Origin of the sequence: Spiroplasma endosymbiont of Tipula paludosa (assembly GCF_964264785.1) — a bacterium.
Lineage (GTDB): Bacteria > Bacillota_I > Bacilli_A > Mycoplasmatales > Nriv7 > Nriv7.
This window is the reverse complement of sequence record NZ_OZ183484.1, coordinates 991,514-1,006,626: the sequence shown is the minus strand read 5'-3', so window position 1 is coordinate 1,006,626 and position 15,113 is coordinate 991,514. Positions and strand designations below refer to the sequence as shown.

General features: G+C 25.6%; 18 protein-coding genes and 6 tRNA genes. 16 read left to right on the top strand and 8 right to left on the bottom strand.

The features are described 5' to 3' along the window. Positions 1–6 precede the first annotated feature (6 nt). From asnS to ACFEL5_RS05985, 7 genes are all read right to left on the bottom strand, one after another. Positions 7–1,362 (bottom strand): asparagine--tRNA ligase, encoded by a 1,356-nt coding sequence (gene asnS, locus ACFEL5_RS06015; protein WP_375315222.1) that lies wholly within the window; start codon positions 1,360–1,362, stop codon positions 7–9. 384 nt (positions 1,363–1,746) lie between these two features. Then, complete coding sequence (locus ACFEL5_RS06010; RefSeq protein ID WP_375315118.1) at positions 1,747–2,691, bottom strand: IS30 family transposase; 945 nt, start codon at positions 2,689–2,691, stop codon at positions 1,747–1,749. A gap of 168 nt (positions 2,692–2,859) precedes the next feature. Further along, positions 2,860–3,330, bottom strand: coding sequence for a hypothetical protein (locus ACFEL5_RS06005; RefSeq protein ID WP_375315221.1), 471 nt, complete (start codon positions 3,328–3,330; stop codon positions 2,860–2,862). A 133-nt stretch (positions 3,331–3,463) separates the two neighbouring features. Continuing rightward, on the bottom strand, positions 3,464–3,829 hold the full coding sequence (locus ACFEL5_RS06000; protein WP_342224590.1) for a transposase family protein: 366 nt from the start codon (positions 3,827–3,829) through the stop codon (positions 3,464–3,466). Between the two features lie 59 nt (positions 3,830–3,888). Next, complete coding sequence (locus ACFEL5_RS05995; protein ID WP_375315019.1) at positions 3,889–4,281, bottom strand: transposase family protein; 393 nt, start codon at positions 4,279–4,281, stop codon at positions 3,889–3,891. Positions 4,282–4,543: 262 nt separating this feature from the next. Then, positions 4,544–5,425 (bottom strand): hypothetical protein, encoded by an 882-nt coding sequence (locus ACFEL5_RS05990; RefSeq protein WP_375315220.1) that lies wholly within the window; start codon positions 5,423–5,425, stop codon positions 4,544–4,546. Between the two features lie 23 nt (positions 5,426–5,448). Further along, positions 5,449–6,009, bottom strand: coding sequence for a hypothetical protein (locus ACFEL5_RS05985; RefSeq protein ID WP_375315219.1), 561 nt, complete (start codon positions 6,007–6,009; stop codon positions 5,449–5,451). Between the two features lie 122 nt (positions 6,010–6,131). Between ACFEL5_RS05985 and ACFEL5_RS05980 the strand changes: the two genes are divergently transcribed. After that, positions 6,132–6,800, top strand: coding sequence for a UPF0236 family transposase-like protein (locus ACFEL5_RS05980; RefSeq protein ID WP_375315218.1), 669 nt, complete (start codon positions 6,132–6,134; stop codon positions 6,798–6,800). Between the two features lie 50 nt (positions 6,801–6,850). Beyond that, positions 6,851–6,994: a hypothetical protein gene (locus ACFEL5_RS05975; protein WP_375315217.1), complete on the top strand. Its 144-nt coding sequence runs from the start codon at positions 6,851–6,853 to the stop codon at positions 6,992–6,994. Positions 6,995–7,089: 95 nt separating this feature from the next. Here the strand turns inward: ACFEL5_RS05975 and ACFEL5_RS05970 are convergent, their stop codons facing one another. Continuing rightward, the gene (locus tag ACFEL5_RS05970) at positions 7,090–7,242 is read right to left on the bottom strand and encodes a hypothetical protein (protein ID WP_375315216.1); all 153 of its coding nucleotides are present in this window, start codon (positions 7,240–7,242) and stop codon (positions 7,090–7,092) included. A gap of 481 nt (positions 7,243–7,723) precedes the next feature. Here ACFEL5_RS05970 and ACFEL5_RS05965 point away from each other — a divergent pair, with 481 nt between their 5' ends. The 14 genes from ACFEL5_RS05965 to ACFEL5_RS05900 all read left to right on the top strand — a co-directional run bounded on the left by ACFEL5_RS05965 (position 7,724) and on the right by ACFEL5_RS05900 (position 15,006). Beyond that, positions 7,724–8,944: an aminotransferase class V-fold PLP-dependent enzyme gene (locus ACFEL5_RS05965; RefSeq protein WP_342277846.1), complete on the top strand. Its 1,221-nt coding sequence runs from the start codon at positions 7,724–7,726 to the stop codon at positions 8,942–8,944. After that, positions 8,931–9,344 (top strand): iron-sulfur cluster assembly scaffold protein, encoded by a 414-nt coding sequence (locus ACFEL5_RS05960; protein WP_338968971.1) that lies wholly within the window; start codon positions 8,931–8,933, stop codon positions 9,342–9,344. Before ACFEL5_RS05965 ends, ACFEL5_RS05960 begins: the two co-directional genes overlap by 14 nt. 22 nt (positions 9,345–9,366) lie before the next feature. Further along, on the top strand, positions 9,367–9,693 hold the full coding sequence (locus ACFEL5_RS05955) for a 5-formyltetrahydrofolate cyclo-ligase (RefSeq protein ID WP_375315215.1): 327 nt from the start codon (positions 9,367–9,369) through the stop codon (positions 9,691–9,693). 148 nt (positions 9,694–9,841) lie between these two features. Next, the gene (locus ACFEL5_RS05950; protein WP_375315214.1) at positions 9,842–10,075 is read left to right on the top strand and encodes a 5-formyltetrahydrofolate cyclo-ligase; all 234 of its coding nucleotides are present in this window, start codon (positions 9,842–9,844) and stop codon (positions 10,073–10,075) included. A 135-nt stretch (positions 10,076–10,210) separates the two neighbouring features. Beyond that, positions 10,211–10,615 carry a S1 RNA-binding domain-containing protein gene (locus ACFEL5_RS05945; protein ID WP_375315213.1) on the top strand — a complete coding sequence of 135 codons (405 nt, stop codon included), beginning with the start codon at positions 10,211–10,213 and terminating at the stop codon, positions 10,613–10,615. A gap of 3 nt (positions 10,616–10,618) precedes the next feature. After that, on the top strand, positions 10,619–11,899 hold the full coding sequence (locus ACFEL5_RS05940) for a glucose-6-phosphate isomerase (protein WP_338968864.1): 1,281 nt from the start codon (positions 10,619–10,621) through the stop codon (positions 11,897–11,899). Positions 11,900–12,341: 442 nt separating this feature from the next. Next, a tRNA-Val gene (locus ACFEL5_RS05935) sits at positions 12,342–12,417 on the top strand. Between the two features lie 3 nt (positions 12,418–12,420). After that, positions 12,421–12,496, top strand: a tRNA-Thr gene (locus ACFEL5_RS05930). A 10-nt stretch (positions 12,497–12,506) separates the two neighbouring features. After that, positions 12,507–12,590, top strand: a tRNA-Tyr gene (locus tag ACFEL5_RS05925). Positions 12,591–12,596: 6 nt separating this feature from the next. Then, a tRNA-Gln gene (locus ACFEL5_RS05920) sits at positions 12,597–12,671 on the top strand. A gap of 10 nt (positions 12,672–12,681) precedes the next feature. After that, a tRNA-Lys gene (locus ACFEL5_RS05915) sits at positions 12,682–12,757 on the top strand. Positions 12,758–12,762: 5 nt separating this feature from the next. After that, positions 12,763–12,852 (top strand) — tRNA-Leu (locus ACFEL5_RS05910). 183 nt (positions 12,853–13,035) lie between these two features. After that, positions 13,036–13,980 (top strand): IS30 family transposase, encoded by a 945-nt coding sequence (locus ACFEL5_RS05905; protein ID WP_338966716.1) that lies wholly within the window; start codon positions 13,036–13,038, stop codon positions 13,978–13,980. Between the two features lie 87 nt (positions 13,981–14,067). Further along, positions 14,068–15,006 (top strand): formate/nitrite transporter family protein, encoded by a 939-nt coding sequence (locus tag ACFEL5_RS05900; RefSeq protein ID WP_342189454.1) that lies wholly within the window; start codon positions 14,068–14,070, stop codon positions 15,004–15,006. Positions 15,007–15,113 lie beyond the last annotated feature (107 nt).

The window sequence follows — 15,113 nt, the reverse complement described above, 5'->3', positions numbered from 1 at the left end:
CTTTTTTTAAAATTCTAAACTATTAGGTACTCGTGGGAATGGTAAAACATCACGAATATTTGTCACTCCTGTCAAATACATAATTAATCGTTCTAATCCTAAACCAAAACCACCACTTGGAGCATACCCATACTGTCTTAAATTTAAATATCATTGAAAATCCTTAATATCTAAATTAGCCATTTGCATTTTTGATAATAATTTTTCATAATTATCTTCCCTTTGACTACCACCAATTAATTCGCCAATTCCAGGGACTAATAAATCCATTGCTTGAACAGTTTTATTATTCTCATTAGTTTTCATATAAAATGCTTTAATAATTTGTGGATAATTAATAATAAATGTTGGCTTATTAGTTAATTGTTCACATAAATATCTTTCATGTTCAGTTTGTAAATCCATTCCTCAATGAATATCTTGATTTTCAAAACGGTCTTTAACTTTAATTAATTCCATAATCGCATCATCATAAGTCATAACTACAAATTTAACAGTTACTACTGTCTTTAGTTTATCTAATAAATTATTATCAACATTATCATTTAGAAACTTTAATTCTTTTTTATTATTTTCTAAAATATAATTAATAATATATTTAATTAATTCTTCTCCTAATTTGATATTTTCTTCTAACGAACTATATGCCACCTCTGGTTCTACCATTCAAAATTCAGCTACATGCCGAGAAGTATGAGACTTCTCGGCTCGAAAAGTTGGTCCAAAAGTATAAACACGATTAAATGCTTGTGTATATGCTTCAGCATTTAACTGTCCAGAAACAGTTAAATTAGCCTTTTTAGAAAAGAAATCTTGTTGATAATTATTATCTTCACGAGTTGTCACAATAAATGCTTCACCTGCACCTTCAGCATCATTACTAGTAATAATTGGTGAATGCAAATATAAAAAGTCATTTCTTTGAAAAAAGCAATGAATCGCATAACTAACACTACTTCTAATCTTAAAAATAGCTCAAAACTTATTAGTTCGAGCTCGTAAATGAGCAATTTCTCGTAAATATTCATTAGAATGTTCTTTTTTTTGTAATGGATATTGTTCCACAGCATTATTATATATTTTTATATTTGTTGCTTTAATTTCAAACAATTCCTTACCTTTATCTGGCAAAACTAATACTCCTGTTACTGCAATTGAAGAACCTGTTCGCAAACTTTTAATTTCATTAAAAGTTTTAATTTCTTGATTATAAACAACTTGAATACTATCCAAATAACTACCATCATTTAAACTAATAAAACCTACTTTACCAGAATCACGATTAGTTCGTACTCAACCTTTTAAAGTAATTTCTTGACCAACAATGGCTTTATATGTTTCATAAAGTTTTTTAATTAACATTAATATTTTCCCTCTTTTCAAAATGAATAAGATTTTTTTAATTATAACACATATAATTTTATATAATAGACTTGGTACATAACCTTTAATTTTATCTACTATTTTGATAATTATTTTTTAGATGAAATACAAATGTTAGATAAATACAAAGATAAAAATGAATTTTATAGTTTAGTCGGCATAAAATGTTATAGTTATGTACCAAGTCTAATATATGTTGATAATTAAAACATAAAATCTACAAAGGTCGCGTTTAGTTTTCTTAGGTATTTTTTAAAAAAGAAAAAATAGTCATTTACTATAAATTATTTCAATATGCAAATTAAGTATATATTTCTTATGTATGATTTTTGTTGTAAAGCCAAATTGTAAAGTTAAGTGCAACTAAATTATTTTTCTAACCAAATATTCGATTGGCGAAAGATAATTTATTATTTTTCTTGGTCTTTGGTTTAAAGACAATATAAATTTATGAACTGCATTTTTAGTAGTGTTTGAAAAATTAAATTTTTTAGGAAATTTTTCTCTAATTAAACCATTAGTATTTTCATTAGTACCTCTTTGTCAAGGTGAATATGCATCAGCAAAATAAATTTTCACATTTAAATTTTTTTCAAGTTGTTGTCAATTAGCAAATTCTTTACCCCTATCAAATGTTATAGTCTTAACAAGATTATTTGGAAGAATTGATAAATAATGACTAATATTTTTGTTAATAACTTTAGTAGTTCTATTTTCAACTAATATTGCTAAAGTAAATCTTGATGTTCTTTCAACTAAAGTTATTAAACATGATTTACTTTTACCTCGTGATGATACTACAGTATCACCTTCTCAATGGCCAAGAGTTATGCGATTATTAACATTTCGTTCTTTAATGGATTTACCATTAAATTTACCCCGATTTTCTTGAGATTTTCGTTTCTTACCTTTTCTTCTTAAATTTTTACTAGTAACCTTTTCAAGTAATCCAGAATAAATTCAATTGTAAATTGTTTTAAAACTAATAATTCATTCTTGATGAAAATTTTTAATTCTGCCATAAATTTGTTCAGGCGATCAACCTAATAATAATTTTTGTTGTACATATTTTACTAATTCTCTATTTTTAAATTTATGAAAATAAACATGTAATTGTTTTCTATTTTCTGCTTTATTTTGTGCAATTAATGAAAAATAATGATTATTATCTTTATTTCTATTAACTTCTCGATTAATAGTACTAATACTTCGATTAAGATTTTTAGCTATTTCACTAATTTTTACTTTAAATTTCAATTGATTCTCAATATAAATTCTTTCATCTATGCCAAGATGTTTGTATCCCATATAAAAACTCCTTAAATTTACTTTTTCTAAAATAAACTTAGCATCATGAAATTTTTATATGAAATCTTTTGCAATTTTATTTACTTGCACTTACAAGTATAATTCAGCTAATTAAAAATGGAAATAATATAATTTTATATTATTTCCATAAATGTTAAAAATTACTAATTAGTATATTTGCCCTCCAACTTCAAACAAATTACTATTATGATTAATTACAATTCGTAACCCTACTCATGAATCTAGTGCGTTGTACTCGTCATTAAATCTATCAAAATTATCTCAGATTGCTTTAACAATAGCATTATTAGAGCTTGAATCTGCTCTATTATCTCTTCTAAAATTACTTATTAAATGATAAACCTGATTATTAAATTCATTTTTATTATTAATATTTGCATTATGTATATTTTTAATAGCTTGTCATGTATGTCGAGAAATAGCTACATATAATCTATCTGATTCAAAAACAAATAGCTGATAATCAATATAATTTTCATCTTTTGTTACTTGTCCAACAGGAGCTCGTTTAATAATATTATGTTTTTCTTTTGTCGGAGCCGGGGCGTTTCCGACAAGTCCTACCATTCCGCTTCCGGCTATTGTTATTGTTCCTAAAATTCCTAGTATTTTTTTCATATTAATTAAATCCCTTTCGTGAATTTTTACTAATTAATAAAATTTATTCAAAAATCAACAGCCTTTCTCCAAAAAATTAATCTATAATTTCTTTATTTTGGATTTTTATTATAGACTTGGTACATAACTATAACTAGCTTAATTCAAAATTATATATTCCTGAAATTAAGTTAAATCGTAATCCAAATCTTCTAATCTTATTGCGATAACGATAAACTAGTATTTTAAATCTTTTTAATCTAGCAAAAACATGTTCAATGGCAATTCTAACTTTACTTAAAAAGCTATTATATTCCTTTTTATCTGGATTTAAGGGATTATTTTTACTCTTTTTAATTGGCAATAATGTATTTTTATGAACATTTTGCAAACCTTGATAGCCTGAATCGGCAATTAATTCTAATTTTGGATTTATAAGTGTATTTGATTTTAAAAATAACTTATAATCATGAATACTGCCATAACAAAAATCTACTGAAATAATTTTATTGTTAAATAAATCAATAATTATTTGCGATTTTAATGAATGTTGCCTTTTCTTACCAGAAAATAATAATTTTAGTTTTTTTTAATTCTTTCAATTGGAATTTCTGTAGCATCAATTGCTAATAAATTATTATTAGTAACTTTATGTTCCAATAATATCTTTTTGCCAGGTATATGAAAGTGACTATTTTTTATTAGAGTATTTTCAACTCAAAAGATATTACGAATACAACTAACATGACTAATATTATATTTTTTTGCAATAATACGATATGTACTATATTCTTTTCAGTATTCTAAAGTCATAAGTAATCTTTGCTCTATTGATAATTTATTTGGTCTACCACCAATTTGTTTTTGTTTAGCTTTAGCTTCTTTTAAAATTTCTACCATTTTCATGAAAGTTTTATATTTTATGCCTATTAGACTATAAAATTCATTTTCGTCTTTGTATTTATCTAACATTTGTACTTCACCTAGTAAATAATATTATCAAAATAGTAGATAAAATTAAAGGTTATGTACCAAGTCTATACTCCATTTTTACTTCATTAAAGAAAATATTATTATCTTGTTGTTGACAAGGTATATTATTGAAAATTTTATTATCTTGTTGAACGCACAGTGAAATTTGATTTATGGGAACTTGAATAAAATTTATTGTCGTTACTATTGAAACTAATGATAATAATTTCAAGAAATTAATCTCCTCTACTAAAATTTAATTTTATTGAGTACAAATTGAAAAAACCGTTGGTAAATAACATTCAAAATGCAAACTTTTAGTATAGCGTTGATAATGTTCAGTAGAAATAATTTTAATATTATTATTAATATTACGATAACTAATAACATTAGATTCAAAAAATGCTTCCAAAGCGACAACAGACAATAAATCATAAAATTTTTGAGCTTCAATAATATTTTTTGCTATTAATAAATTTAAACCTCCTGTAAACTGTTCTGGATTAGATATTGTTTCTAAAGTAATTCAGCTAGTAAAACCCTCCATCTTAGCATTAATAATATTGTTAATAAAAAAACTATTAATTAAATTAATAAGATGTTCCGAGCGATTTTCACTACAAAAGTTATTTAAAAAACCTAACATTAATGAAAAATTTTCATCATTATCTTCTGAAACTTCAAAAGTATTAATATCAATAACTTTCATCAATTTTAAAAATTCAGTAACTAAAAGGACTTTATTTTCTTCTAAATTTAAACTATGTTTATAAACTCAATTATTAAAAAGTAATGACAAATATTTAACATCCTTAAAAAAGTAATAGAATAATAAAGCTTTAAATGAAGGTATATTAATTGTAACTTTTCCTGTATGTGTTATATCTAGTTCTTCATAAGTTAAATTAGATTTAATATCTAAAATATTTTGTTCTTTAACATTTGGTAATATTCAAGTGAAATTATCTTCATTAATCATAGTTGCTAATATTGGTGATATTTTATTAATTAATTGGTAAATATTATCATTGTCTCTAAGGTTTACAATTGATTGTGAATAGTTAATGTTATGAAAAACAATTCATCGATAAGTAAAGAAATTAAAAACTAACATTAAAAATAACATTGATTTTACTATTTTCATTCAAATACACACCTTTCAAAAATTTAAAGATTAATATGAATGGGAATAAGAAAAAAATACTGCATTTCTTCAAATAATAAATCTTTTTGAATTTCCCCTTTATCTTTTAATCGTAATTCCAAAAGAACAGCATTAGGTAATTTTTGTTCATTAGTAATAAAAAATTCTTCTAACCCAGAAGCATACTTATTAAACAAAGCATTATTTTCTTGCGGGTCAATATAAACTGGTCTACTAGTTATCGCCTCAAAATCAGCACCATATAAAATAATATCATTTTCATATAATACAACCCTTTCATATTGAGTAACAATTTTTTTTCAGTGATATGAAATATATCCTAAATACAGTCAATTAAACTTTTCTAATGTGATATCTGATTCATATAATTGTCTCATTCTACTAGCTTGTAAAAATTGTTTGATGCGAGGTTTCTGTCGATTATTATTTTCATCAAGCATTGCCCATTTATAAATTTGTCTTCAAATAATTGTTGATTGTTTAATTAGACTTGGTACATAACTATAACATTTTATGCCGACTAAACTATAAAATTCATTTTTATCTTTGTATTTATCTAACATTTGTATTTCATCTAAAAAATAATTATCAAAATAGTAGATAAAATTAAAGGTTATGTACCAAGTCTAATGTAAAAAACCCAGAAAATAAACATTGATTCAGTTTATTTACAACCCATAAAAATATGTACACCAACAAATGCGAACAACTAGCTAATGAATATGAAAAATTAGATGAATACTTATATAAATATCATTATCGGTTAAAACAAGGTTATAAAGTAGTTCATTTTGCATCAAGAACAATTATTACAATTTTTGGTGAAGTTGTTTTTAAACGACGCCGATATAAATATTGAAATCAAAAATCAGGTAAATTTGAATATGTATGTTTATTAGATAAAGAAATTGGTTTATTGCCAAAACAACGCATTTATTTTGATGTCCAATTTAAAGTTTTAAATCTTTTGGGCGATGGTAAACGCTATCGCGATGTTTTAGATGCTCTAAATCATTGTTATATTTCAAAAGCTAGTATTTCAAGAATTTTAAATAAATATGATATTGCCGAATATTTTCAACTAGCAGAAAAAGAAACTAAAACTAGAATTGATGTCAAAAATAAGGATTTATATATTCAACTAGATGAGACATTTTTAACGACATTAGATAAGAAAGTTAAACAAGACCAAAGAATTCGTTTAGTTACTTTTCATACCGGACATAAAGAAAAAAATTACAAAAATGCTCGTAGAGAATTAGAAAACAAACGAGGTCATTTTCTAATGTTAAAAATTGGTACGCGAATAAATACGATGGATTATCGTGATTTATTAATTAGACTTGGTACATAACCTTTAATTTTATCTACTATTTTGATAATTATTTTTTAGATGAAATACAAATGTTAGATAAATACAAAGATAAAAATGAATTTTATAGTTTAGTCGGCATAAAATGTTATAGTTATGTACCAAGTCTTATAAACTATTTTTTAAAATTTTCTGCATTATTTTATAATTTATCATCTCTTTTTTTAATTTTATAGATAAGTATTGATATTTCAATAAAACCTTGATTTTGCTAGGTTTTTAGTAAAATCGTGTTTTTACAAATCCCTATATTTAATAAGGGGTTTTTACCCTATCAATACTTATCTATAAAATTAAAATCCCTTTTTAAAAAATCTCTTGTGTTTGTCATAAGTCTGTGGTATATTACACTTGGTACATAACTATAACATTTTATGCCGACTAAACTATAAAATTCATTTTTATCTTTGTATTTATCTAACATTTGTATTTCATCTAAAAAATAATTATCAAAATAGTAGATAAAATTAAAGGTTATGTACCAAGTCTAATATGCAAATTAAGTATATATTTCTTATGTATGATTTTTGTTGTAAAAAATTATTTTAATGTTGTTTTTATAAGCATTTTACTTAGTTTTTATAACCTTTTATTAAGAATATGTTTGTTAATATTAAATATTTTGTTTTATTAATTATTTTTCAAGTAAAAAGGTAATAAATTTTTAGTTGCTTTTCTTTCAAAATTATTCAAATCTTTACCCACCTAACAAAACTTTATGCGCCCATACGGGCACTTTATGTTAAGGATAGCAATTATCGCCTAAATTAGGTAAAATATACTAGTAGTTAATTAAATAATAATTTCTTAAAGTTATTAAAAATTCTTATATCTAATATTTGTAGATAGACAATAATTAAATGAATTATTAAAATAGTTAAAGATAGAAAGGAAGAAATTAATTAATGACAGATATAAAAAATATTAAGAAAGATTTTCCCTTTTTTCAGAAAAATAAAAATATTGTTTATTTAGATAATAGTGCTACTAGTTTAAAACCACAATGTGTTATTGACAATATTATTAATTATTATTTAAAATATTCTACTAATCCTCATAATACTGATTTTTTACTAGCCTATGATTGTAATGAGAATATTCAAAAAATTCGTAAACTAGTTGCTGAATTTATTAATGGTAAGGATAGTGAGATTATCTTTATTCCTTCAACTACTTTTGGATTAAATCAATTGGCTTTAGGGTTAGAAACATTAATTTCTAAGGATGATGAGATTTTATTAACAATGGCTGAACATAGTTCTAATTTATTACCTTGGTATCGTTTAGCAAAAACTAAACAAGCAAAGATTAAATATATTGGTTTGGAAGATTTAACGATTACTATTACTAATATTAAAAAATTATTAACACCGAAAACTAAAATTGTTAGTTTTGCAAATATAAGTAATGTTTTAGGAACTGTTAATGATACTAAAGCGATTTGTCAAGCAATTAAACAATATAATCCTAACATTATTGTTATTATTGATGGTGCTCAATCAGTTGGTCATATTAAAACTGATGTTCAAGATTGAGATATTGATTTTTTAGTATTTTCTGGTCATAAGATGTTAGGACCAACGGGTATTGGTATTTTATGAGGAAAAAATATGATGTTATCTAAATTAGCACCAATGTTATTAGGCGGCGGTAATAATGGTATTATTAATGAGAATGGAACATATTCTTTACTACAAGGATATATGAGTTTTGAATCAGGAACGCAAAATATTGCTGGTATTTTTGGTTTACAAGAAGCGATTAAGTATTTACAAAATATTGGTTTAGAAACAATTCATAATCATATTACTAGTTTAAAAGATTATGCTGTTAATGAAATACGAAGGGAAAATTTAAATGTAACAATTTATAATCCTAATGCTAAAAGTGGCATTTTAGTTTTTAATGTTAATAATGTTGTTGCCCACGATGTATCAGTTAATTTAGCTAATAACCACAATATTTGTCTTCGCAGTGGTAGTCATTGTGCTAGTTTAATTGATCAAGTACTTGGTGTTAAAAGTTCATTACGAGCTAGTTTTTATATTTATAATACTAAAGAAGATGTTGATAAATTAATTATCGCATTAAAAACAGGAGGTAATTTTATTGATGATTTCTTATAATGAATGAAGAAAGATAATTATTAATCATTATCAAAATCCTCAGTATCAAGGTTTTATTAAACATAACCAAGCAATTGAGCGATTGCAACCTAATTTAAGTTGTGCTGATCAGTTAAATTTACAGTTAGTAGTTATCAATGATGTTATTGTCTCAGCTCGGTTTATGGGTTATGCTTGTGCAATTGCAACTTCTAGTGCTGACTTGATTTGTCAAACTATTACTAATAAATCAAAATATCAAGCAATAGCAATTTTAAATAATTATTCATTAATGATTAATATTAAAGATTATGATAGTGATATTTTAGAAGACTTAATTGTATTTGCTCATACTAAAAAGCAACCAAATCGTAAGCAGTGCTCATTATTAGCAAGTAGTGGATTTTTAATGATGTTATAATAAATTATAAGGAGGTGCTTAGATGTTTGATAAACATTTATTACGAAAATCAGCTTTAAAAGTAAGATTAGCAATGGTAAAAGATGATAAAGAACAATATGATCAAAAAATTATTAATTTTATTACTAATAATGACGATTTTCAAAAAGCAAAAATAATTGGTTTATTTTCACCTATTAGGGGAGAAGTTAATGTTAATCTTTTAATTAGTTTTTGTTTTAATAATGACAAGATTGTTGGGTTACCAAGAATGCAAGATGATAATTCTTTATTATTTTATCAAATTACTAGTTTTGATGATTTAGTAATTGATAATAATTACAATATTTTACAACCTAATTTGCAATAGACTTGGTACATAACTATAACATTTTATGCCGACTAAACTATAAAATTCATTTTTATCTTTGTATTTATCTAACATTTGTATTTCATCTAAAAAATAATTATCAAAATAGTAGATAAAATTAAAGGTTATGTACCAAGTCTAATGTAAAATGTTAATGACTTCGGAAATTAATATTTGTTTCTTACCGTTTTTAGCGTATGATAGTAGCGGCGCTAGGGTTGGTTATGGGAAAGGATATTATGACCGAACTTTAGTAGATTTTAAAAATCCAATTATTGGAATTGGTTATAGTTGACAAAAAACTATAGAAGAAATAACAGTTGATAAAAATCATATTTTAATGCATCAAGTAATAACGGAAATTGGAATTGAAAAATTTTAATTTTTAAAGATATTTATATTTTTTATAAAAAGTAAATTTTTTGCAAATAAAAATGAATATTTATTTTTCTCAATGTTATAATTAGGTATCATGTGAATATATGAAAATATTTACTGAAATCAAAGGAGAGATTTTATGTATAAAAAAGGTGACATTGTTGAAGCAAAGTGTACTGTTGTTTTACCATGAGGTGTATTTTATGTTATTGAAAACATCGTTGATAACGTTAATGAAGACAGTACTTCTTCACAGTCAAAGCCAGAGCGAGTAACTGGGATGTGTCATATTAGTCAGTTTTCTGATGGATATGTTAAAGATATTAATGAATTTGCAGAAGTTGAAAAAGTTTATCGCTTAGAAGTGTTAAATTTTGATGTTGATAAAAAGCAACTAAGTTTAAGTCATAAAGCACTTCATAAAGAAGAACAAAATCGTGGGTCCGTACATATTAAAGAATCAGGAGCAGGATTTGAAGATTTATCTAATAACTTATCGCAATGAATTGATAATAGTGAACAAATCAGTGAAAGTGACGAATAATAGATGATTAAAACAAATATTAGTTATACACACTTAACAGATCAAGAACTTAATAAATATCAAGATAAAATTCATTCAATTCATAAAACAATGATTACTGAAAGGAAAGGTCTTGGCAGTAATTTTTTAGGTTGAGTTGATTTGCCAAAAAATTATAATAAAACTGAATGAGAGGCGATGAAAGTCATTGCTAAACGATTAATTCCTGAAATTCAAGTTTTAATTGTTATTGGTATTGGTGGTTCTTATTTAGGCGCTAAAGCAGCTATTGATATGATTAAAGGATTATATTCCCAAGATTCATTAGAAATAATATTTGTTGGTAATACATTATCATCAACATATACTAATCAAGTTTTAGAATATGTTAAGGATAAAGAATTTGCTATTAATGTTATTTCTAAATCCGGAAGTACAACCGAACCAGCGATTGCTTTTCGTCTTTTTAGAGATTTATTAGAGCAACAAAAAGGTAAAGCAATTGCTAAAACAAGGATTATTGCTACGACTGATGCTAAAAATGGGATTTTAAAAAACTTAGCAAATCAAGAAGGTTATGAAACTTTAGTTATTCCTGATGATATTGGTGGTAGATTTTCAGTATTAACGCCTGTTGGTATTTTTGTAATGGCAATGGCCGGAATTGATATTGATAAGGTTATGCTGGGAGCTAATCAAGCATATACAGATTTAAGTAATGATACTTTAGAAAATCAAGCATATAAATATGCTGTTGTGCGAACAATATTACATCAAGAAAAGCAATATCCTGTAGAAATGTTAGTTAGTTATGAAAGTCAGATGTCTAGTTTGGCTGAATGATGAAAACAGTTATTTGGTGAATCAGAAGGAAAAGATAGTAAAGGAATTTTACCTGCTAGTGTTAATTTTTCTACTGATTTACATTCCTTAGGACAATTTATTCAAGAGGGAAGTAAAGTTTTATTTGAAACAGTTTTACAAGTTAAAAAGCCCTCTTTGGATGTTAAAATTGCTACTAATAGTGATGATGTAGATCAATTGAATTATTTAACTAATTATTCTTTACATCAAATTAATGCTTTAGCTTTAGAAGGAACAATTGATGCGCATAGTAATGAGGGGAAAGTTCCTAATATTATTTTAGAGTTAGAAACAATGGATGAAATAATGTTTGGTTACTTAGTGTACTTTTTCTTTAAAGCTTGTGCAATGAGTGCTTATTTACTAGAAGTTAATCCTTTTAATCAACCGGGTGTTGAAGTATATAAGAAAAAAATGTTTAAGTTATTAGGTAAGAGTTAATAATTAAAGGATTATTTAATTTTTAAATAATTAATACTTTAAAATTATTATTATATTTAGGATTTTTAAAGATGGGCGCATAAAGTTTTGTTAGGTGGGTAAAGATTTGAATAATTTTGAAAGAAAAGCAACTAAAAATTTATTACCTTTTTACTTGAAAAATAATTAATAAAACAAAATATTTAATATTAACAAACATATTCTTAATAAAAGGTTATAAAAACTAAGTAAAATGCTTATAAAAACAACATTAAAATAATTTTTTACAACAAAAATCATACATAAGAAATATATACTTAATTTGCATATTGAAATAATTTATAGTAAATGACTATTTTTTCTTTTTTAAAAAATACCTAAGAAAACTAAACGCGACCTTTAAAGATAAAATAATTGACAATGAGAATGTTTTTTTATATTATTATAAAGTCCTAAATTAAATGGGTTGTTAGCTCAGCTGGGAGAGCACTCGCCTTACAAGCGAGCGGTCGGCGGTTCAATCCCGTCACAACCCACCATTTGCTGGCTTAGCTCAGCAGGTAGAGCAACCGCCTTGTAAGCGGTAGGTCGTAGGTTCAATTCCTATAGCCAGCACCATAAATTATTTGGAGGGATAGTGAAGTGGCTAAACACGGTTGGCTGTAAACCAACTCCTTAGGGTTCGGGGGTTCGAATCCCTCTCCCTCCACCATAATGTTGGGGTGTAGCCAAGTGGTAAGGCAAAGGACTTTGACTCCTTGATGCGGTGGTTCAAATCCACCCTCCCCAGCCAAATTTAATATGCTCCGTTAGCTCAGTCGGTAGAGCATCTGGCTTTTAACCAGAGGGTCGCAAGTTCGAGCCTTGCACGGGGTACCATTAGTGCCTAAGTGGTGGAACTGGTAGACACGCTGGGTTTAAGCTCCAGTAAACGGTTAAAGTTTGTGTCGGTTCGAGTCCGACCTTAGGTACCATAAAGAAAATTAAAGCAGAATATTCTGCTTTTTTTATTTTGTTTTTCTTGTAATTTTTAATCTTTTATTACATAAGCTGAATTATACTTGTAAGTGCAAGTAAATAAAATTGCAAAAGATTTCATATAAAAATTTCATGATGCTAAGTTTATTTTAGAAAAAGTAAATTTAAGGAGTTTTTATATGGGATACAAACATCTTGGCATAGATGAAAGAATTTATATTGAGAATCAATTGAAATTTAAAGTAAAAATTAGTGAAATAGCTAAAAATCTTAATCGAAGTATTAGTACTATTAATCGAGAAGTTAATAGAAATAAAGATAATAATCATTATTTTTCATTAATTGCACAAAATAAAGCAGAAAATAGAAAACAATTACATGTTTATTTTCATAAATTTAAAAATAGAGAATTAGTAAAATATGTACAACAAAAATTATTATTAGGTTGATCGCCTGAACAAATTTATGGCAGAATTAAAAATTTTCATCAAGAATGAATTATTAGTTTTAAAACAATTTACAATTGAATTTATTCTGGATTACTTGAAAAGGTTACTAGTAAAAATTTAAGAAGAAAAGGTAAGAAACGAAAATCTCAAGAAAATCGGGGTAAATTTAATGGTAAATCCATTAAAGAACGAAATGTTAATAATCGCATAACTCTTGGCCATTGAGAAGGTGATACTGTAGTATCATCACGAGGTAAAAGTAAATCATGTTTAATAACTTTAGTTGAAAGAACATCAAGATTTACTTTAGCAATATTAGTTGAAAATAGAACTACTAAAGTTATTAACAAAAATATTAGTCATTATTTATCAATTCTTCCAAATAATCTTGTTAAGACTATAACATTTGATAGGGGTAAAGAATTTGCTAATTGACAACAACTTGAAAAAAATTTAAATGTGAAAATTTATTTTGCTGATGCATATTCACCTTGACAAAGAGGTACTAATGAAAATACTAATGGTTTAATTAGAGAAAAATTTCCTAAAAAATTTAATTTTTCAAACACTACTAAAAATGCAGTTCATAAATTTATATTGTCTTTAAACCAAAGACCAAGAAAAATACTAAATTATCTTTCGCCAATCGAATATTTGGTTAGAAAAATAATTTAGTTGCACTTAACTTTACAATTTGGCATAATATAAATAATTGAAAATATTTATTTATTTTTTAATATGAGCTTCAAAGGAGATTAATAAATGAGTTCAAAAGAAAAACCATTACATAGTTTTGATGATAGTAATGCTGTCCTTATTAAAGATCATATTTCACATGAAGAGACATTTGTTGAAGTATTTGAATATGCTTTTCAAAAATTACGCGATCCGTGATATAAGACATTTCTATTTGGCATTATGGCAGGTTTTTTTGTAGCAATTGCTTATGTTATTGTTATTGTTGCTTTATCAGGATTTATTATTAAAGACAGTAATGGAAATTTAAAACCTAATGGGATGCCTTCTGGTATGATTGCTTTAATTACAGGACTAACTTTTACGCCAGCAATATTAATGGTTATTTTTATTGGTGGGACATTATTTACTTCTAATTCATTGACATTATTACCAATAGTTAAAAGAGAAGCAAAACTGCGTCGCATGCTTGTAAATTTATCTTTAGTATTAGTTGGTAATTGTTTAGGAGCATTAATTGTTGCGATATCTACTTATTTAATGGGACATATGAAAGTTGATTCTGAGTTTTATAATGCTTTTAAGTATATTTATGATAAGAAAATCGGTTCTAGTCCGAGTAATCTTAATTGGACAGTTTTTTTAAAAAATTTTGTTAGTGGCATTTATTGTAATATTTTAATTGCGGGGTTGTTCTGAATGAATATGTCTGTTAAAAATTCAGCAACTAAGGTATTATTATGCTTCTTTGTAATTTTAGCATTTGGAATTTCTGGTTTTCAACATATTGTTGCTAATGCTTATGTTTGAATGACTGGTTTATTTTTAAATAATGGTATGGTTGGTCAAGATTTTGGAACATTTTCAATAATGAATATGCTACCAACATTGTTAGGTAATTTTATTGGTGGTAGTGTGGTATTACCAATGGTTTATTTATTAGTATTTAAAAAACGAATTAATGCAGAAATCGCTGCTGGAAAATTTAAAGGAACTAAATTATAGTATTAAGTACAATGAAAATGAACCACGGATTACTCCGTGGTTCATTTTATTAGTATATGATACCATCACCTGCACATTGGAAATGAGTTTGTAAAAGTTTATTTTCG